This window comes from Candidatus Pelagibacter sp. PS_40 (assembly GCF_059417765.1).
Genome location: NZ_CM182064.1, coordinates 328,614 through 345,717 on the forward strand (window position 1 = coordinate 328,614; position 17,104 = coordinate 345,717).

A 17,104-nucleotide genomic window follows, 5' to 3' on the forward strand; every position below is an offset into this window, starting at 1 on the left:
ATTGATTATTATTCTCAAAAAAAAATACACATATCATAACTAAGCGACAATATGTTATCTTTTTTATGTATTGTATACTTGACTAATTTAGTCAGGTTTGTATAAAAAGCCCACTTAAATAAGGATAATATGAAATTAACTTCAAAGGGTAGATACGCAGTAATGGCTTTAGCTGATCTTGCTAAGTTCAATAGTGTTAATCCAGTATCTTTAAGAGATATATCGTTAAGACAAGGTATTTCCTTGGATTTTTTAGAACAAATTTTTTCTAAGTTAAAAAAATATAATATCGTAAAAAGTATTAGGGGTACTAATGGAGGTTATATCTTAAACAAAGAACCAGAAGAAATTAAATTAGCAAACATACTTAGTGCCGTAGATGAAGAAGTTAAAACTGTTCAATGCAAGAAGGAATCTAAAAAAGGATGCAATAGTAAGACTACGAAATGTATCACTCATAATTTATGGGACGAACTTGAAGTTCATATCAATCATTTTTTCGAACAAAAAAATTTAAAAGATCTTATAAGCAATTCTTCAGAAAGTAGAAATTAAAATGGATGCAAGAGAAAAAGAAATAGAAAAATTAAAAGATTATAAATATGGATTTTCAACTGATATTGAAAATACTAGAGCACCCAAGGGTTTAAATGAAGAAGTAATTAAGTTTATTTCAAATATTAAAAAAGAACCACAATGGATGCTTGATTGGAGATTGAAAGCCTTTGAAAGATTAAAGCAATTAAAAGAACCTAATTGGCAAAAACCTAAATATCCGAAAATAGATTATCAAGACCTTTATTATTATTCAGCACCAAAAAGCATGGATGACAAACCAAAAAGTTTAGACGAGTTAGATCCAAAATTATTAGAAACTTATAATAAACTTGGAATACCTCTTCAAGAACAAGCAAGACTTAATGGAATAGCAGTTGATGCTGTATTTGATTCAGTTTCTGTTGCAACAACATTCAAGGGTGAGTTAAATAAAAAAGGAATTATTTTTTGTTCTATGTCTGAAGCTATACAAGATCATCCAGAATTAGTAAAAAAATATTTAGGGTCTGTAATTCCAATATCAGATCATTATTTTGCAACACTTAATTCAGCTGTATTTACTGATGGGTCATTTGTATATATTCCTGAAGGTGTAAGATGCCCGATGGAACTCTCAACTTATTTTAGAATTAATGCTACAGAAACAGGTCAGTTTGAGAGAACTTTAATCATTGCAGATAAAGGAAGTTATGTAAGTTATTTAGAAGGGTGCACAGCACCAATGAGAGATGAAAATCAATTACATGCAGCAAATGTAGAATTAGTTGCACTAGATGATGCTGAAATAAAATATTCGACAGTTCAAAATTGGTATCCAGGAGACAAAGATGGAAAAGGAGGAATTTATAATTTTGTAACTAAAAGAGGTTTGTGCAAAGGAAAAAATTCAAAAATATCTTGGACGCAAGTTGAAACAGGTTCAGCAATTACATGGAAATATCCAAGTTGTATATTGATGGGTGATAATTCTGTAGGAGAATTTTACTCAATAGCAATAACAAATAATCATCAAAAAGCAGACACAGGTACTAAAATGATTCATTTGGGTAAAAATACAAAAAGCAAAATAATATCAAAAGGTATTTCAGCTGGATTTGCAGATAATACTTATAGAGGCTTAGTGGATATTGCAAAAAATGCTGACAATGCAAGGAATTTTACTCAATGCGACTCTCTTTTGATGGGTAACAAGTGCGGAGCGCATACAGTTCCATACATAAAGAATAAAAATTCTAGCTCAAATATTGAGCATGAAGCAACCACATCTAAAATTAGCGATGAACAATTGTTCTATTGTAATCAAAGAGGTTTAAATCAAGAAGAGGCTGTTAGTTTAATTGTTAACGGTTTTTGCAAAGAGGTTCTACAACAATTGCCAATGGAATTTGCTGTTGAAGCTCAAAAATTAGTAGGAATTAGTTTAGAAGGGAGTGTTGGTTAATGTTAACAATTAAAGATCTTAAAGCGAATATTGATAATAAAGAAATTTTAAAAGGTTTAAATTTAGAAATTAAACCAGGAGAGGTACATGCAATCATGGGGCCTAATGGATCTGGAAAAAGCACTCTATCAAATGTTCTTTCAGGGAAAAAAGGATACACTGTAACTGGCGAAGTAAAGTATTTTAATGAAAATCTTTTAGATTTAGAGATTGAAGAAAGAGCTCATAAAGGAATATTTTTAGCATTCCAATATCCATTAGAAATCCCAGGGGTTAACACCAATATATTCTTAAAAACATCTTTAAATGCAATTAAAAAAGCTAAAGGTGAAAAAGAATTAGATGCTATTGAATTCTTAAAGTTAGTTAAACAAAAAGCTGGAGAATTAAAATTTGATGAAAAAATATTAAGTAGACAATTAAATGTAGGTTTTTCTGGTGGAGAAAAGAAAAAAAATGAAATACTTCAAATGTCTATCCTAAATCCTAAGCTGTCTATTTTAGATGAAACTGATTCTGGGCTTGATATTGATGCTTTAAAAATAGTATCTGAGGGTGTGAATGCATTAAGAAGTAAAGATAGTTCTTTTTTAATTATTACCCACTACCAAAGATTACTTGATTATATTAAACCAGATTTTGTTCATGTTCTAATTAATGGTCAAATTGTTAAATCTGGAGGTTCAGAATTAGCAATGGAATTAGAAAGCAAAGGTTACGAAACTCTTAGTTAAATGATTGAACAATTAAAATCAGATTTCAATAAGATGACAGAAAATTTGAAATTTTCTGAAAATAATATCGAGTTTAGAAAAAAAAACTTAACAAATTTTATTGATAAAGGCTTTCCAAATAAAAGAATTGAAGATTGGAAATTTTCAGATTTAAATCAAATAATATCATCTAATATTAAAAATTTAAGTTTTTATAACGATAAAACTTACGAACCTAAAGATCAAGTATCTTTAATTAATAAGTTTGAACATAATAAGATAATTTTTATTAATGGAGCAATTTCAAAAATAGACATCAAATACGAGGATGACACTAAAGTTTTAATTAATAATGATTTAGATTTAAGCAACAATTCGAATGGAATTAATCCATTAGTATCCTTAAACCATGCTCTTGTTAGTGCACATATTGGTATTATCGTTAAAGAGAATTATTCATTAAATAAACCTTTAGTTTTATACAATATTACTACGGAGGACGTTAATTCAACAGCACTCAATTTAAGAACAGATATTAAGTTAGAAAAAAATAGTAGCTTGAAACTAGTTACTATATTCGATGATCAGTCTCAAAATAATTTCATTAATATAAATCAAAATTTTGATATTGCTCAAGATGCAATCCTTAAAAGCTACAAAATTGATCATAAAACCAATTCTAATATTAAATATTTTTATAATAATATTAACCTTGAAAAAAATAGCATCTCTGAAAATTTTATTTTTTCAACAGGATCTAAATTTATCAAAAATGAGGTAAATTGTAATTTAAATGATCAATACAGTTCAGCATTTATTAATGGTGTGATAAATTTAAAAAACTCACAACATCATGAAATTAAAACGAATATAAATCATTTAGCAGAAAATACAAAAAGCTATCAATTAATCAAAACGGTTTTAAATGACAATTCTAAAGGTATTTATCAAGGTAAAATTTTTGTTGATCAAAAAGCACAGAAAACAAATGGGTACCAACTAAGTAAAGCTTTACTTTTAAATGAAAATACAGAATTCGATGGTAAACCTGAACTTGAAATTTACGCCGATGATGTAAAATGCTCGCATGGATCAACTTCAGGTAACTTAGACGAAGACTCGATATTTTATCTAATGTCTCGAGGTATAAGTTATCAGCAATCAAAAGAATTATTGATTAATGGTTTTCTAATGGATGCAGTTGAAAAAATTACTGATTTAGAAATCAAAAATTTAATCAAAGAGATGATGGGAGTTGTAGAGTGAGTATAGAAAATATTAAAAAAGAATTTCCAATATTTAATAATAAAGTTCATAATAATGATCTTGTATATCTTGATAGTGCTAACTCATCTCAAAAACCACAATCTGTAATTGATAGAGTTAATGATTTTTATACAAATGAATTTTCAAACACAGGTAGAAGTGTTCATTACTTAGCGGTAGCTGCAACCAATCTTTATGAAAATACAAGATCTTCTGTTCAAAAATATATTAATGCTAAAGATAAAAATGAAATAGTATTCACTAAAGGTGCGACTGAGGCAATTAACCTTGTAGCTAATACCTATGGTCAAAAATTTTTAAAAGAAGGGGATGAAATACTTATAACAGAACTTGAACATCATTCTAATTACGTGCCCTGGCATTTTTTAAGACAATCTAAAGGTATAAAGATTGAGTTTGCAGAAATTAATGATGATGGAGAGATTACTTTAGAAAACATTGAAAAAAAAATTACATCAAAAACAAAATTAATTGCTATTACACACTTATCAAATGTAACGGGATCAGTTTTGCCAGTTAAAGAAATAACAGAACTTGCTCATTCAAAAGGTATTGCGGTTTTAGTAGATGGATGCCAAGGTGCTCCTCATTTAAAACTTGATATGCAAGACATAGACTGTGATTTTTATGCTATTTCTTGCCATAAAATGTACGGGCCAACAGGTCTTGGTGTTTTATATGCAAAGAAAAAGTGGCTAGAGGAATTACCACCCTATCAAGGTGGCGGTGGAATGATTCGAGATGTAAAAAAAGATAGCATTTCATATGGTGATTTACCCAACAAATATGAAGCCGGAACAATGGCTACAGCACAAGTTATAGCATTTGATCAATCTATAAAATTTTTAGAAAAAATCGGAATTGAAAACATGATTAAACATGAGCAAGAATTAATCGAATATGGTCAAGAAATTTTAAGAAAAAATAATTCAGTTAAATTAATTGGTAACCCAAAACATAGATCAGCAGTTTTGTCTTTTACTATAGAAGGTGTTCATCCACATGACATAGCTACAATATTGGATGAAGATGGCGTTGCAATTAGAGCAGGTCATCATTGTTGTCAAATCCTACATGACAAATTAGGAATACCTGCAAGTGCACGTGCTTCATTAGGTGTTTACAATACAAAAGATGATCTGGATCAACTTAATAATTCCATCAATAACTGTAAGAAAATTTTTAATATCTAATGAATATTAAAGAACTTTATCAAGAAATAATTTTAGAGCATGGTAAAAATCCACGCAACTTAAGAAAAACTGAAAATTTTAATAAAGACGCAATGGGTAAGAATCCATTATGTGGTGATAATGTACATGTATTTTTAAAACTTGATGAGAATAAAAAAGTAGAAGATATTTCATTTGAAGGTAGTGGCTGTGCAATTTCAATGGCCTCAGCATCAATTATGACTGATTTAATTAAAGGCAAAGAAGAAGTGGAAGTTAAAGAAATTGTAAATGACTTTTTAGGTATGATTAAAGAAAACCCTGAGCTAAAATCAAAAAACCTAGAAGAAGATGAAAAAACTAAATTAATGTGCTTGTCTGGAGTAAAACAATATCCAATGAGAGTAAAATGTGCGACTTTATCATGGCATACTTTAATTTCTGCAATTGACAATACTCAAGAAGAAATTAATACTGAAAAATTAGATTAAATTATGGATTTAAGAGAACAAGTAATAGCTGAAATTAGAAAAATTTATGACCCAGAAATACCCGTCAATATTTATGAATTAGGTTTAATTTATGATGTTAAGGTAAACGAGTCTAAAGCTAAAATTATAATGACCTTGACTACACCAAACTGTCCTGTTGCAGAAAGTTTACCTCAGGAAGTTAAGGATAGTGCAATGCAAGTAGAAGGCATTGAAGAGGTTGATCTAGATTTAGTTTTTGAACCACCTTGGGAAAAATCAATGATGTCTGAAGCTGCTAAATTGGAGTTAAATCTATAATGAACCCTATCATTAAATTAAGCAATAATGCAGCAAGTCGTATTAAAGAAATTATGTCTGGGGTTGAGTCGAATTCAATTGGAGTAAGAGTTGCAGTTAAGTCTGGTGGTTGTGCTGGCATGTCTTATGTAATGGAATATGCAAAAGAAATAAATCCTTCAGATGAAATAATTGAAGACAAGGGCGTTAAGGTTTTTGTTGATGCTGCAGCTGTTATGTACTTATTAGGCACTGAAATGGACTATAAAAAAGAAGAATTTTCATCATCATTTGTTTTCAATAACCCCAATGAATCTGAACGTTGTGGTTGTGGCGAGTCATTTAAAGTATAACATTACTTAAACGCATATCAGTATTGCAAATATCACATATCTATGGTATTAATTAGTCATGAATAAATTTGAATTTAAAAATCTTGTTAAATCTTTAGAAAAGTCACTGAAAGAAAGAACTTTTTTTAAGACTCTTAGAAAAGAAGTAAACACTGGTGCTAACGGCACACAGGATTACGTTGTCAAAAAAGGAATTAACAAAGATACAATCGCAACAACTAGACAGTAATTAGTCTTAACTGCTGTAATACATCTCAAACTCTACAGGATGAGGTGCGTGTTCAAATCTATGTATCTCTTCAAATTTTAATGCAATGTAAGCATCAATTTGATCATCAGTAAATACACCACCTTCAGTTAAAAATTCTCTATCTTTATCTAAACTTTCCATTGCTTCTCTTAATGATCCACAAACAGTCGGAATGTTTTTAACTTCTTCTGGAGGTAATTCATAAAGATCTTTATCAAAAGATTCGCCTGGATGTATTTTATTTTTAATTCCGTCTAAACCAGCCATAAGCATAGCAGCAAAAGTTAAATATGGATTTCCTGAAGCATCAGGAAATCTTATTTCACATCTTGCACCATTTTTACTTAATGAAATTGGTATACGACATGAAGCAGATCTATTTCTTGCAGAGTAAGCAAGCAGAACAGGGGCTTCAAAACCTGGAATTAATCTTTTGTAACTATTTGTTGTAGCATTTGAAAAAGCATTAATTGCTTTTGCATGTTTTAAAATTCCACCAATATAGTGAAGTGCTGTTTCAGATAACCCTGCATAAGCATCACCAGAAAAAACTGGTTTGTCGTCTTTCCAAATTGATTGATGAATGTGCATACCTGAACCGTTATCTCCTGCAATCGGCTTTGGCATAAAAGTTGCTGTTTTTCCAAATGAATGTGTAACCATTTGAACTACATATTTATATAATTGAACATTATCAGCTTGATCAACAAGAGTTCCAAAGTACATACCAAGTTCATGTTGACTTGGTGCTACTTCATGGTGATGTTTTTCAACTTTGATACCTACTTCTTTTAAACTTTTTAAGTATTCACCTCTCATATCTTGTTCACTATCAACTGGAGGGACTGGAAAGTAACCACCTTTTACTGGAGGTCTATGACCCATATTTCCATTTGCATACTCTGTTCCAGAATTATAAGGACCTTCTTTACTATCTATTTTAAAACCAGTGTTGTTTGGATCATTATTAATTCTAACATCATCAAAAACAAAAAATTCAGGTTCAGGACCAAAAAAAGCTTTATCACCAATGCCAGATTTTTTTAAATATGCTTCTGCCTTTTTAGCTGTTCCTCTTGGGTCTCTCTCATAAAGAGATCTTTTAACAGCATCTAAAATATCACAAAAAAGGATTAGAGTATTATGAGATGTAAAAGGGTCCATAATCATTCTAGAAGTATCAGGTATTAAAATCATGTCAGACTCGTTAATTGCCTTCCAACCAGCAATAGATGAACCATCAAAAAATACACCTTCATTTAACATTTCTTCATCAACGATAGTGTGATCCATTGTTAAATGTTGAAGTTTTCCTCGAGGGTCAGTAAATCTTAAATCAACAAATTCAACTTCTTTTTCCTTCATGAATTTTAGAACATTGGCAGCAGTCATAGTTTCTCCTTTTTTAAATTTTGTGGTCAATTAATAACAAATGTTTCTTTAATAATATTGCTTGAATAATAAATATCACCTATGCGTTTTTTACATATGAATTACAACATTATTTGTTAAATTATCAATCAATTATTAGTTGAAATATGAGCTTATTAGATAAAGAACCTGTTAAAAGAGCTGAAAAATTTCTTAAAAACTTTGACCAATCCTTAGAGGTAATAGTTTTAGAAAATTCAGCAAGAACAGCACAGGATGCAGCAACAGCTTTAGCTTGTGATGTAGGTGCAATTGTCAAAAGCTTATTATTTAAAGCGGAAAATACTTTTATATTATGCTTAGTAGCAGGCGATAAGAGGTGTTCATTAAATAAACTAAAAAAAGTTAAAGATAAAAAAGATATTTCAATGGCATCACCAGAAGAAGTTAAGACACAAACGGGCTATACAATAGGGGGTGTCTCACCTGTTGGGCATTTAGAGAGAATTGAAATTATAATAGACAATTCTTTAGAAAGGTTTAATGAATTGTTTGCTGCAGCAGGACATCCAAACTGTGTATTTAAAACAAACTATAACGATATTCAAAAGATTACGAATGGAAAAGTTGAAGATATAATTGAATGAGACAACCTAGATTAATTGATTATACATTATTAGTAGTTTTAGCTTTAATATGGGCATCAGCTTTTTTTAATATCAAAATTGCAACAGAATCTTTTGGACCAATTACAATTGCATTCTTGAGAGTTTTTTTTGGATCAATTCCAGTATTATTATTATGCTTTTATAAAAAAATTAAGATTGAAGCATTTTCCAAAGATTGGTATTGGTTTGCTATAATAGGATTTGTCAATTTGGTATTACCTTTTTTCTTAATAGCTTACGGTGTGAAATCTGTACAAAGTAATTTGGCAGCAATCTTAATGTCAACAACACCCTTGAGCTCAACAATATTGGGTCACTTTTATACAAAAAATGAAAAGTTCAATTTAGTTAAAACTTTTGGAATACTAATTGGTTTTTCAGGAATTATTTATTTGTTTTCAGATAATCTATTAATAAATGATAGTAATTTTATTTCTGCGTTATTAATATTACTTGGGTCAACTTGTTATGTTATTGGAGGAGTTTTAACTCTTAAAATTAGTAAGAAAAAGAATGAAAATGTAACAGGCTCTATATTAATTTGGGCTGTCCTAATCTTAATACCATTTGTTTATTTTATTGAAAAACCATGGAACTCGGTTCCAAGCGTTGAATCTACAATATCAGTAGTTTATCTAGGAATGGTTTCAACAGGTGTTGCTTGGTTGCTAAGATTTAAAATTCTAAAAGATAATGGTCTTATATTTCAATCACAAGTCTCTTACTTAATTCCAATATTCGGTACTATATTGAGTTATATTTTTTTAAAAGAAATAATAACACCTAAAATTTTATTATCTTTATTAGCAGTCGTTGTTGGAATTTACTTTGTTAAAAAAGCAGATCAAAAAAAGACTACTTAAACTGAACCATTTCTTTAATATGAGAAGGTCTCGTTTCGCAACATCCACCTAAAATAGTAGCACCAGCATTTTTAAATTTTTTAACAAAATTTGCCATCAATTCAGGTGTTAAATCTTTTCTTTGACCCAAAAATTCATTTGGGTTACCAGTTTTACTGACATTATAACTATTAGTATAACCATCTTTAGGATTAGTTGTCACAAAAGCATTAAGCTTAAATCCAAATGGAACACCTAAATTTTTTACTTCTTCTAAATTTTCATAAAAGTTTTCAGGAGAAACACAGGATAAAATTAATCCTAGTAAATTATTATGATTAATATTGTTAATAATATCTGATATTTTTTCACCACTTGGAAGATTTATTCCCTCAGAAATGTGAGCACCTATTAAGTATGGCTTATTAAATTCTTCAATTGCTTCAATTGCTAATTTAAACTCTTTTACACTAGATAAAACATCTAAGTAAAAAAAATCAATATAAGGATCTAATAATTTTGCTTGATCATAAAAGTTTTGCTTAATTTCATCATCTGGTCTTGTATCTTCTTCGTATGTTAAATATTGAGGTGGAAGACCGCCTGCAATTAACACATTAGGATATTGTTCTTTAGCTTTCTTAGCTATTTCACCAGCTTTTTTGTTTAAGTATTCAAACTTATCTTCAATTTTATTATCACGTAATCTTATTCGTCTTGTAGTAAAGGTTGCTGTAACAATAACTTCAGCACCCGCTTTAATAAAGTCTAAATGTGTGTCTAGTAAGAGTTGATGGTATTCTTCTTTTAAAACAGCATTTGCACTCCACAATGTGCCGTTTGGCTTCATACCACGAGCTAACAATTCTTGTCCCATACCACCATCTAAAATTCGTGTTGTTTTAAAAAAATTAATATCCATTTTTATTCCTTACTTTTTTAGTGCTTTAGCTCTATGCCAGGTGCACAATACAGTTCAACTACCTTTACCAATTATATAATGATTTCCTTTTTAGCAGTTAGTACCTGCAATATGGATCAAATCGGTAGAATATTTATATATCTATTAGACTGATTAGTAAATCACTTCTTGAATAATATTTTAGCATTAAATGAGAAGGATCTTCTCTCACCATCAACGTTAAATGGATAAGCTGTGTGCATTAAATAATTTGGAAAAATCAATAGGTCTCCTAATTTAGGGTTTAAATTATAGATACTTTTACTTAAAAAGTTTTTTTGACCATTAATAAAATCAATAGTTCCATTAGTTTTAATCTTTTTATTCTTAACTAATTTATTTTGATTCATATCTTTTGGGATTTTAAGATAGCCAACACCTGACAGTTTTCCTTCATGATAATGAATTGGGTTATATTCATTTTTTAATTGCCTAACTACCCATAGATTTATTATCTTAATTTCTTTAATTTTTTTAACGCCTGACTTATCAAGGTAAACTTTAATATTTTTTATTAATTCTTTAGACAAACTCTTATTAATTAATGTTTTAGGTATTTTAATTTCATTCTTAATTTGACTTGCAAGTTTAGAGCTATAATCATTTTTTTTAGATAATTGAGACTTATCAATGTGATTATTTAATATAGTAATAATTTTTTTGGATAACTTTGTTTTTCCTATAGTGGGTCCAAATGCTCTAAATGTTTTCATAATCTTTCTATAATAATTTAATACTTCTGTTATGCAAACAACTTCAGTCCCATTCGAATAGCGACAAATATGACAAGTCCTGATGTCACTAGAGCTAATATTCTTGCAGGAAAAATTTTAAGATTTAAATAGTTTCCAAGCTGGCCGCCTATTAAAACAAAAAAAAATAATGGCCAATAATCATAAATTCCATTTATTGTTGATGCCTTTGTAAATTGGCCAGCAAGTCCTGATAAAGAATTAATCAGTATGAATAATGATGCTGCTGTTGCAATGTTTTTTGCTTTATCTACTCTAATTAATAACAATATAGGGCTTAAGAAAATTCCACCACCAATTCCAACTACACCAGACACAAATCCAATAGATGCACCAATTAATATTGATAATATTTTTGGTATCTTTTTATAAACTTCAATTTTTTGATCAAAAGATTGAAATTTCATGAGAAGTAGAACTCCTGCTAGTGCTAAGACTAAAAAAAGTAAAATTTCAAAAATTTCTTTATCTACTGATAAAGATCCTCCTATGAATGCAAGTGGCACAGATGATATCAAATATGGGGTAAGGATCTTAAAATTGATATTTCCAGCTTTAATATAATTTATACAATTTCCTGATACGACAATAATATTACAAAAGAGAGCAATTACAGGAAAGATCAAGTAAGGAATATCCCAAATTAATAGAAGGGCTAGATAGGTAGAGCCACCACCAAAGCCAACACTTGAATATAAAGTTGCTGTTAGAAGAAATAAAAATGATAATATAATCATGAAAATTATTTTAAATTTATGATTGTAAATATAGCACTTTTAACTGTTACGGACACCAGAACTTTTGAGAACGATAAGTCTGGTGCGATCTTAGTAAAAAAAATAGAGGAGGCTAAACATAAATTAATAGATAGAAAAATTTGTAAAGATAACAAAGATGACATTATTAAAATCCTTAAAGATTGGATTAATCAATCTGAAATAGATGTTGTAATTACAACAGGGGGCACTGGGCTTACAGGTCGAGATATTACACCAGAGGCAGTAAACGAGATAGCTGACAAACATATACCAGGTTTTGGAGAGGTGTTTAGAACAATAAGTTTAAAAACAGTTGGTACATCGACCATTCAATCTAGGGCTTGTGCAGTACTAGCTAATGGCAAATATGTATTTGCTTTGCCAGGTTCTTCAGGGGGAGTAACGGATGCCTGGGATGGAATTTTAAAACATCAGTTAGATATAAATCATAAACCTTGTAATTTTGTAGAACTATTTCCAAGACTTAAGGAAAAATAATTATTTTTGATATTTTTCTTTCCACTCAGAATAAGGCATACCATAAACATGCTCACGTGCATCTAAGTCTGAAATTTCAATACCTTTTTTCTCTGCTTCTTCTCGATACCATTTTGATAAACAGTTTCTGCAAAAGCCAGCAAGGTTCATAATATCTATATTTTGAACATCTTTTCGTTTATCTAGATGTTTGAGCAATCTTTCAAATGTAGCAGACTGTAATTCTTTTTTTATATCATTATCCATAACTAAATTATTAGACACATTTCAATTAAGCACAAGATGTAGACTATATTCAATCTTAAGTAGAAAATAATAATATAATTAATGGATCTTCAGATCAATTTTTGTTTAGTTAATTAATGGCTACAAAAAAGAAAAAAACAGCCAAAAAATCTAAAAGTAAGACCAAAAAAAAAATTAAGAAAAACTTGGTCAAGCAATCACCTAAAAATACTAAAAAAGTTAAAAAGAAAAAAGGTGTGGCTAAAGAGAAGTTACTTAAGCCAATAAAAAAAAATAAGCTTAAGAATATTAATAAAAGAGAGAGGGTAAAAATGAGCACAGAAACAGTAAAAGGTGGACGATCTCCATTACTAGATACGTCTCACTTAAAAGTTAAATTTCCATTTAAAGAACAATATGGAAATTTTATAGGTGGCAAATTCGTTAAACCAAAATCAGGAAAATATTTTGATAACGTAAGTCCAATTAATAATGATGTTATATGTTCCGTTCCAAGATCAGATGCAAAAGATGTTGAGGCTGCATTAGATGCAGCACACGCTGCCTTTCCTACTTGGGGAGTTACATCAATAACTGAAAGATCTAACATACTACTTAAAATAGCTGATGTTATTGAAAAAAATCTTGAACTATTAGCTACTGCTGAATGTTTAGATAATGGAAAACCAATTAGAGAGTGTATGGCAGCTGACTTACCATTAGTTGTTGATCATTGGAGATATTTTGCTGGAGTAATCAGAGCAGAAGAAGGTTCGGTTTCAGAGATAAGTAATAGTGAATATTCTTATCATATACCTGAACCACTTGGTGTAGTTGGACAGATTATACCATGGAACTTTCCATTATTAATGGCAACATGGAAACTTGCACCAGCACTTGCTGCAGGTAACTGTGTAGTTTTAAAACCAGCTGAACAAACACCAGCATCAATCTTACTATTAATGGAACTTATTGGAGACTTATTGCCTCCAGGAGTTGTTAATGTTGTAAGCGGTTTTGGTCTTGAAGCAGGTAAACCATTAGCTTCATCTAAAAGAATTAGAAAGATTGCTTTTACAGGTGAGACTACAACTGGACGTTTGATCATGCAATATGCATCACAAAACTTAATTCCAATAACTTTAGAATTAGGTGGAAAATCTCCAAATGTTTTCTTTGAAGATGTTATGGATCAAGACGATGATTTCTTTGATAAATGTCTTGAAGGTTTTGCAATGTTTACCCTTAATCAGGGGGAGGTTTGTACTTGTCCTAGTAGAGTATTAATCCAAGAATCTATCTATGATAAATTTATGGAAAGAGCAGTTGCTAGAACGAAAGCAGTCAAGCAGGACAATCCTCTAAAAATGGAAACTATGATTGGTGCTCAAGTATCATTAGAACAAATGGAAAAAATAAAATCTTACTTAGATTTAGGTAAGAAAGAAGGTGCCAAAGTTCTATGTGGTGGTGAAGTTGCTAACTTAAACAGTGGTTTGGAAAAAGGAAATTATATCCAGCCTACTATTTTTGAAGGTAATAACTCTATGAGAGTTTTCCAAGAAGAAATTTTTGGACCAGTTGTATCTGTTACTAAATTTAAAGATGAAGCTCATGCATTAGAAATAGCTAATGATACTCTTTATGGTTTAGGAGCAGGTGTTTGGACTAGAAATGGGAATATTGCTTATAGAATGGGAAGAGGAATCCAGGCTGGTAGAGTTTGGACTAACTGTTACCATGCTTATCCAGCTCATGCTGCTTTTGGAGGTTATAAACAATCTGGAATCGGTAGAGAAACACATAAAATGATGCTTAATCATTATAGACAGGTGAAAAACTTACACGTGTCGTACAGTGAGAAAAAATTAGGCTTCTTTTAACAGATATATTATAATGGCCTGTATTAAACTACAGGCCATATAACTATGAAAGTTTCCGCAACCCCTTCAGCTTTAGAACTAATTGAAGATCTAAAGAAAGATCATGGTAAAGAATTGCTCTTTCACCAATCTGGTGGATGTTGTGATGGAAGTGCTCCAATGTGTTACCCTGTTAAAGAATTTTTAGTAAGTGATGATGATGTTTTAGTTGGAAAAATTGGTGGTATTCCTTTTTACATAAGTGAAACTCAACATGAAGCATGGAAAAATACAGATTTAATTATTGATTGCATTCAAGGTATGGGTGGAATGTTTTCTTTAGACAATGGAACTGGCAGAAGATTTTTAACAAGATCTGAGATTTGCGTTCCTGAAAAAAAATCAATTAATTAATTAATTAAATTTCATTTTAACTCTTAGTGTAAGTAAAATTACTATAATAATAAGATAAATCAAAGGTTCAACTGTAACTACTTTAACTAACCATAAGTAGTGAATAATTCCTAATAAAGAAATTATATAAACAAGCTTGTGTAGTTTTTTCCATTTATCTCTCAACAACCTTATCATTCGTTTAGATGAAGTAAGAGCAAGTGGCACTAATAAAAGCCAAGCTAAAAATCCAGCAAATATAAATTTCTTTTTTATAATATCATCACCAATACTAGACCAATCAAAACGATAATCTATGCCAACATATGTCATCATGTGTGCTGATGCATAAAAAAAAACAAACAACCCAAACATTCTCCTATAGCTAATCCAAAAATTTAATTTAGTAAATTTTTGTAAAGGAGTCATTGCAAGAGTTATTATGATAAAACGAAGTGTCCACTCACCAGTTACATGTGTTATTTTTTTCACAGGTTCTGGACCTAATTGATTAAAAATAATTTGATAAACAATGATTAATATTGGCAGTAAACAAAAAAAGAAAATTGGTATTTTTATATATTTCTGCATGTTTTATAAAACAAATTTATGTATCTAAAAGTTTTTCTTTAAATCCATACCTGAATATAAATGTGCAACTTCATCACCATACCCATTAAACATTTCAGTCTCAATTCTAGGAGTTAAAATTCCCTCACCTATGACACGTTCTGTGGCTTGTGACCACCTAGGATGTGATACGTTCGGATTAACATTTGAGTAAAACCCATATTCTCTTGGAGACGATCTCATCCAAGATGATGTGGGTATATTTTCAACTAATTTTATTTTAACAATTGCTTTTGCACTTTTAAAACCATACTTCCAAGGAACAAAAATTCTTAATGGAGCTCCATTTTGATTAGGCAATGTTTTTCCATAAACCCCTGTAACAACTGTTGTTATGGGATGCATCGCCTCATCAATTCTTAGACCTTCTCTATATGGCCAATTTAGAACAGGGTATCTTTGACCTTTCATTTGCTCAGGATCATAGACACTTTCAAACTCAACAAACTTTGCTGTATTCTTTATTGATACTTTATTAAGTAACTTACTTAGAGAAAATCCCATCCAAGGAATAACCATTGACCAACCCTCAACACACCTTAGTTTGTAGATTCTTTCTTCCGAAGGAAATAAAGAAATTATTTCTTCAGCTGAAATCGTAACTGGATTTTCTACTTCCCCTTCAATAGTTACACTCCAAGGTTTAGTAATAAATTCTTGTGAATTTCTATAAGGATCACTTTTACTGGTACCAAATTCATAATAATTGTTATACGTCGTAATATCTTCATATGATGTTAGCTTAGTTTTATTTTGTGAATAAGCATTGTTTAAGAATGGTATACTGCTCAAAGATATTGAACCAACACCAAGCCCAATTGATTTAATAAATTTTCTTCTTTTATTGTAAATTAATTCTGGTGTAATTTCTGAATGTTTATATTTTTTCATTTTTAATAGGATTACCTTTTAACCATTCACTTTCATCATTTTTATAATGTTCTTTTTTCCAAATAGGTGATCTTTTTTTGATTTCTTCAATTATAAACCTAGATAATACGTAAGCTTCATCTCTATGTTTGCAGGCAACTGCGATAATTATACTAGTTTCTCCAAGCGCCACATAGCCCTTTATATGCTCTATAAAGACTGCTTTATCTATAATTTTAAGTTTTTCTGTAGTCTCTTTATAAATTTCTTCAAAACTTTTTAGCACTAGTTCGTCATGACTATCATAAGTTATACCAGTAACTTCTTTATTTTCATTAATATTTCTTACATTTCCTGTAAAAATAATTGATGCACCATATGAGCAGGATTTTATAAATGCCTCTGCTTCAGAAGTTTTTATTTTATTTTTTTCAATATCTATAATTTTTGCATGTAACATCAGCCACCACCTATTGGAGGTATAATCCCAATTTTTTGATCTTTTGTAATTTTAAAATTATCATTAACAATATTATTATCTTCAGAGCAAAAAGCAGAGCTTTTAACTATTTTTATAAAATCTTCATTACCTTTAAAATTAATATCCAAGTAATTGATGATTTCTCTTCTTAAATCTTTGATTTCAATTTTTTCTTTAATATTAAATTCTAAGTAATCTTTATTGCTAAAATCTCTACTTGCTCCAAATAACTCAAGTTTAACTTTCATG

Annotated in this window: 23 protein-coding genes and 1 riboswitch; of the genes, 14 read left to right on the top strand and 9 right to left on the bottom strand. The window is 29.9% G+C overall.

Annotation, left to right across the window (positions count from 1 at the left end):
• The first annotated feature begins 129 nt into the window (after positions 1 to 129).
• Genes AC5SLW_RS01735 through AC5SLW_RS01775 form a run of 9 tightly spaced genes read left to right on the top strand, consistent with a single transcriptional unit; the run spans position 130 to position 6,523 of the window.
• Positions 130 to 555: an RrF2 family transcriptional regulator gene (locus tag AC5SLW_RS01735; RefSeq protein ID WP_006997175.1), complete on the top strand. Its 426-nt coding sequence runs from the start codon at positions 130 to 132 to the stop codon at positions 553 to 555.
• A gap of 1 nt (position 556) precedes the next feature.
• Positions 557 to 1,999, top strand: a complete 1,443-nt coding sequence (gene sufB / locus AC5SLW_RS01740; RefSeq protein ID WP_006997174.1) for a Fe-S cluster assembly protein SufB — start codon at positions 557 to 559, stop codon at positions 1,997 to 1,999.
• A complete protein-coding gene (gene sufC, locus AC5SLW_RS01745) occupies positions 1,999 to 2,733 on the top strand; it encodes a Fe-S cluster assembly ATPase SufC (protein ID WP_271625741.1) in 735 nt (244 codons plus the stop codon). Before sufB ends, sufC begins: the two co-directional genes overlap by 1 nt.
• On the top strand, positions 2,734 to 3,978 hold the full coding sequence (locus AC5SLW_RS01750; RefSeq protein ID WP_494575501.1) for a SufB/SufD family protein: 1,245 nt from the start codon (positions 2,734 to 2,736) through the stop codon (positions 3,976 to 3,978).
• Positions 3,975 to 5,192 (top strand): aminotransferase class V-fold PLP-dependent enzyme, encoded by a 1,218-nt coding sequence (locus AC5SLW_RS01755; protein WP_494575503.1) that lies wholly within the window; start codon positions 3,975 to 3,977, stop codon positions 5,190 to 5,192. Before AC5SLW_RS01750 ends, AC5SLW_RS01755 begins: the two co-directional genes overlap by 4 nt.
• Positions 5,192 to 5,662 (top strand): Fe-S cluster assembly sulfur transfer protein SufU, encoded by a 471-nt coding sequence (gene sufU, locus AC5SLW_RS01760; RefSeq protein WP_018413975.1) that lies wholly within the window; start codon positions 5,192 to 5,194, stop codon positions 5,660 to 5,662. Before AC5SLW_RS01755 ends, sufU begins: the two co-directional genes overlap by 1 nt.
• A 3-nt stretch (positions 5,663 to 5,665) precedes the next feature.
• Positions 5,666 to 5,962: an iron-sulfur cluster assembly protein gene (locus AC5SLW_RS01765; protein ID WP_011281910.1), complete on the top strand. Its 297-nt coding sequence runs from the start codon at positions 5,666 to 5,668 to the stop codon at positions 5,960 to 5,962.
• A complete protein-coding gene (locus AC5SLW_RS01770; RefSeq protein ID WP_494575506.1) occupies positions 5,962 to 6,294 on the top strand; it encodes a HesB/IscA family protein in 333 nt (110 codons plus the stop codon). Before AC5SLW_RS01765 ends, AC5SLW_RS01770 begins: the two co-directional genes overlap by 1 nt.
• A gap of 58 nt (positions 6,295 to 6,352) precedes the next feature.
• On the top strand, positions 6,353 to 6,523 hold the full coding sequence (locus tag AC5SLW_RS01775; protein WP_006997167.1) for a hypothetical protein: 171 nt from the start codon (positions 6,353 to 6,355) through the stop codon (positions 6,521 to 6,523).
• A 6-nt stretch (positions 6,524 to 6,529) separates the two neighbouring features.
• Here the strand turns inward: AC5SLW_RS01775 and glnA are convergent, their stop codons facing one another.
• Entirely contained in the window at positions 6,530 to 7,936 is a 1,407-nt protein-coding gene (glnA, locus tag AC5SLW_RS01780; protein ID WP_494574384.1) for a type I glutamate--ammonia ligase, read from the bottom strand.
• A gap of 146 nt (positions 7,937 to 8,082) precedes the next feature.
• On the opposite strand from glnA, the gene AC5SLW_RS01785 reads away from it, so the two are divergent.
• Together AC5SLW_RS01785 and AC5SLW_RS01790 are read left to right on the top strand one after the other, a co-directional pair.
• The gene (locus tag AC5SLW_RS01785) at positions 8,083 to 8,562 is read left to right on the top strand and encodes a YbaK/EbsC family protein (RefSeq protein WP_011281913.1); all 480 of its coding nucleotides are present in this window, start codon (positions 8,083 to 8,085) and stop codon (positions 8,560 to 8,562) included.
• On the top strand, positions 8,559 to 9,446 hold the full coding sequence (locus AC5SLW_RS01790) for a DMT family transporter (RefSeq protein WP_006997164.1): 888 nt from the start codon (positions 8,559 to 8,561) through the stop codon (positions 9,444 to 9,446). Before AC5SLW_RS01785 ends, AC5SLW_RS01790 begins: the two co-directional genes overlap by 4 nt.
• Here the strand turns inward: AC5SLW_RS01790 and AC5SLW_RS01795 are convergent.
• The 3 genes from AC5SLW_RS01795 to AC5SLW_RS01805 form a co-directional block, all read right to left on the bottom strand.
• Positions 9,439 to 10,347, bottom strand: a complete 909-nt coding sequence (locus tag AC5SLW_RS01795) for a homocysteine S-methyltransferase family protein (protein WP_494574235.1) — start codon at positions 10,345 to 10,347, stop codon at positions 9,439 to 9,441. The two genes, AC5SLW_RS01790 and AC5SLW_RS01795, sit on opposite strands and share 8 nt — an antisense overlap.
• A 9-nt stretch (positions 10,348 to 10,356) precedes the next feature.
• Positions 10,357 to 10,420: riboswitch (SAM riboswitch) on the bottom strand.
• A gap of 88 nt (positions 10,421 to 10,508) precedes the next feature.
• A complete protein-coding gene (locus AC5SLW_RS01800) occupies positions 10,509 to 11,099 on the bottom strand; it encodes a 2OG-Fe(II) oxygenase family protein (RefSeq protein WP_020169247.1) in 591 nt (196 codons plus the stop codon).
• A gap of 29 nt (positions 11,100 to 11,128) precedes the next feature.
• On the bottom strand, positions 11,129 to 11,875 hold the full coding sequence (locus AC5SLW_RS01805) for a sulfite exporter TauE/SafE family protein (protein WP_011281917.1): 747 nt from the start codon (positions 11,873 to 11,875) through the stop codon (positions 11,129 to 11,131).
• 18 nt (positions 11,876 to 11,893) lie between these two features.
• Between AC5SLW_RS01805 and AC5SLW_RS01810 the strand changes: the two genes are divergently transcribed.
• On the top strand, positions 11,894 to 12,394 hold the full coding sequence (locus tag AC5SLW_RS01810; RefSeq protein WP_011281918.1) for a molybdenum cofactor synthesis domain-containing protein: 501 nt from the start codon (positions 11,894 to 11,896) through the stop codon (positions 12,392 to 12,394).
• Here the strand turns inward: AC5SLW_RS01810 and AC5SLW_RS01815 are convergent, their stop codons facing one another.
• Positions 12,395 to 12,640 (bottom strand): DUF1244 domain-containing protein, encoded by a 246-nt coding sequence (locus AC5SLW_RS01815; protein WP_494575818.1) that lies wholly within the window; start codon positions 12,638 to 12,640, stop codon positions 12,395 to 12,397.
• Positions 12,641 to 12,951: 311 nt separating this feature from the next.
• Between AC5SLW_RS01815 and adh the strand changes: the two genes are divergently transcribed.
• Entirely contained in the window at positions 12,952 to 14,502 is a 1,551-nt protein-coding gene (adh, locus tag AC5SLW_RS01820) for an aldehyde dehydrogenase (protein WP_026362714.1), read from the top strand.
• Between the two features lie 45 nt (positions 14,503 to 14,547).
• Positions 14,548 to 14,895 carry a DUF779 domain-containing protein gene (locus tag AC5SLW_RS01825; RefSeq protein ID WP_006997157.1) on the top strand — a complete coding sequence of 116 codons (348 nt, stop codon included), beginning with the start codon at positions 14,548 to 14,550 and terminating at the stop codon, positions 14,893 to 14,895.
• Here the strand turns inward: AC5SLW_RS01825 and msrQ are convergent, their stop codons facing one another.
• Genes msrQ through AC5SLW_RS01845 form a run of 4 tightly spaced genes read right to left on the bottom strand, consistent with a single transcriptional unit; the run spans position 14,896 to position 17,103 of the window.
• The gene (msrQ, locus tag AC5SLW_RS01830) at positions 14,896 to 15,465 is read right to left on the bottom strand and encodes a protein-methionine-sulfoxide reductase heme-binding subunit MsrQ (protein ID WP_027306645.1); all 570 of its coding nucleotides are present in this window, start codon (positions 15,463 to 15,465) and stop codon (positions 14,896 to 14,898) included. It lies immediately after the preceding gene.
• 24 nt (positions 15,466 to 15,489) lie between these two features.
• The gene (gene msrP / locus AC5SLW_RS01835) at positions 15,490 to 16,395 is read right to left on the bottom strand and encodes a protein-methionine-sulfoxide reductase catalytic subunit MsrP (protein WP_494575511.1); all 906 of its coding nucleotides are present in this window, start codon (positions 16,393 to 16,395) and stop codon (positions 15,490 to 15,492) included.
• Positions 16,382 to 16,834, bottom strand: coding sequence for a molybdopterin synthase catalytic subunit (locus AC5SLW_RS01840; protein WP_027306643.1), 453 nt, complete (start codon positions 16,832 to 16,834; stop codon positions 16,382 to 16,384). The genes msrP and AC5SLW_RS01840 overlap by 14 nt, the downstream gene beginning before the upstream one ends.
• Positions 16,834 to 17,103 carry a hypothetical protein gene (locus AC5SLW_RS01845; RefSeq protein ID WP_027306642.1) on the bottom strand — a complete coding sequence of 90 codons (270 nt, stop codon included), beginning with the start codon at positions 17,101 to 17,103 and terminating at the stop codon, positions 16,834 to 16,836. The genes AC5SLW_RS01840 and AC5SLW_RS01845 overlap by 1 nt, the downstream gene beginning before the upstream one ends.
• Position 17,104: the final 1 nt, after the last annotated feature.

Coding starts and splice junctions, on each gene's coding strand:
- AC5SLW_RS01845 (WP_027306642.1), bottom strand. CDS start 17,103: ATGAAAGTTAAACTTGAGTTATTTGGAGCAAGTAGAGATTTTAGCAAT.
- msrQ (WP_027306645.1), bottom strand. CDS start 15,465: ATGCAGAAATATATAAAAATACCAATTTTCTTTTTTTGTTTACTGCCA.
- AC5SLW_RS01825 (WP_006997157.1), top strand. CDS start 14,548: ATGAAAGTTTCCGCAACCCCTTCAGCTTTAGAACTAATTGAAGATCTA.
- AC5SLW_RS01785 (WP_011281913.1), top strand. CDS start 8,083: ATGAGCTTATTAGATAAAGAACCTGTTAAAAGAGCTGAAAAATTTCTT.
- AC5SLW_RS01735 (WP_006997175.1), top strand. CDS start 130: ATGAAATTAACTTCAAAGGGTAGATACGCAGTAATGGCTTTAGCTGAT.
- msrP (WP_494575511.1), bottom strand. CDS start 16,395: ATGAAAAAATATAAACATTCAGAAATTACACCAGAATTAATTTACAAT.
- adh (WP_026362714.1), top strand. CDS start 12,952: ATGAGCACAGAAACAGTAAAAGGTGGACGATCTCCATTACTAGATACG.
- AC5SLW_RS01770 (WP_494575506.1), top strand. CDS start 5,962: ATGAACCCTATCATTAAATTAAGCAATAATGCAGCAAGTCGTATTAAA.
- AC5SLW_RS01800 (WP_020169247.1), bottom strand. CDS start 11,099: ATGAAAACATTTAGAGCATTTGGACCCACTATAGGAAAAACAAAGTTA.
- sufB (WP_006997174.1), top strand. CDS start 557: ATGGATGCAAGAGAAAAAGAAATAGAAAAATTAAAAGATTATAAATAT.
- AC5SLW_RS01840 (WP_027306643.1), bottom strand. CDS start 16,834: ATGTTACATGCAAAAATTATAGATATTGAAAAAAATAAAATAAAAACT.
- AC5SLW_RS01815 (WP_494575818.1), bottom strand. CDS start 12,640: ATGGATAATGATATAAAAAAAGAATTACAGTCTGCTACATTTGAAAGA.
- AC5SLW_RS01765 (WP_011281910.1), top strand. CDS start 5,666: ATGGATTTAAGAGAACAAGTAATAGCTGAAATTAGAAAAATTTATGAC.
- AC5SLW_RS01810 (WP_011281918.1), top strand. CDS start 11,894: ATGATTGTAAATATAGCACTTTTAACTGTTACGGACACCAGAACTTTT.
- glnA (WP_494574384.1), bottom strand. CDS start 7,936: ATGACTGCTGCCAATGTTCTAAAATTCATGAAGGAAAAAGAAGTTGAA.
- AC5SLW_RS01805 (WP_011281917.1), bottom strand. CDS start 11,875: ATGATTATATTATCATTTTTATTTCTTCTAACAGCAACTTTATATTCA.
- AC5SLW_RS01795 (WP_494574235.1), bottom strand. CDS start 10,347: ATGGATATTAATTTTTTTAAAACAACACGAATTTTAGATGGTGGTATG.
- AC5SLW_RS01790 (WP_006997164.1), top strand. CDS start 8,559: ATGAGACAACCTAGATTAATTGATTATACATTATTAGTAGTTTTAGCT.
- AC5SLW_RS01750 (WP_494575501.1), top strand. CDS start 2,734: ATGATTGAACAATTAAAATCAGATTTCAATAAGATGACAGAAAATTTG.
- sufC (WP_271625741.1), top strand. CDS start 1,999: ATGTTAACAATTAAAGATCTTAAAGCGAATATTGATAATAAAGAAATT.
- AC5SLW_RS01775 (WP_006997167.1), top strand. CDS start 6,353: ATGAATAAATTTGAATTTAAAAATCTTGTTAAATCTTTAGAAAAGTCA.
- sufU (WP_018413975.1), top strand. CDS start 5,192: ATGAATATTAAAGAACTTTATCAAGAAATAATTTTAGAGCATGGTAAA.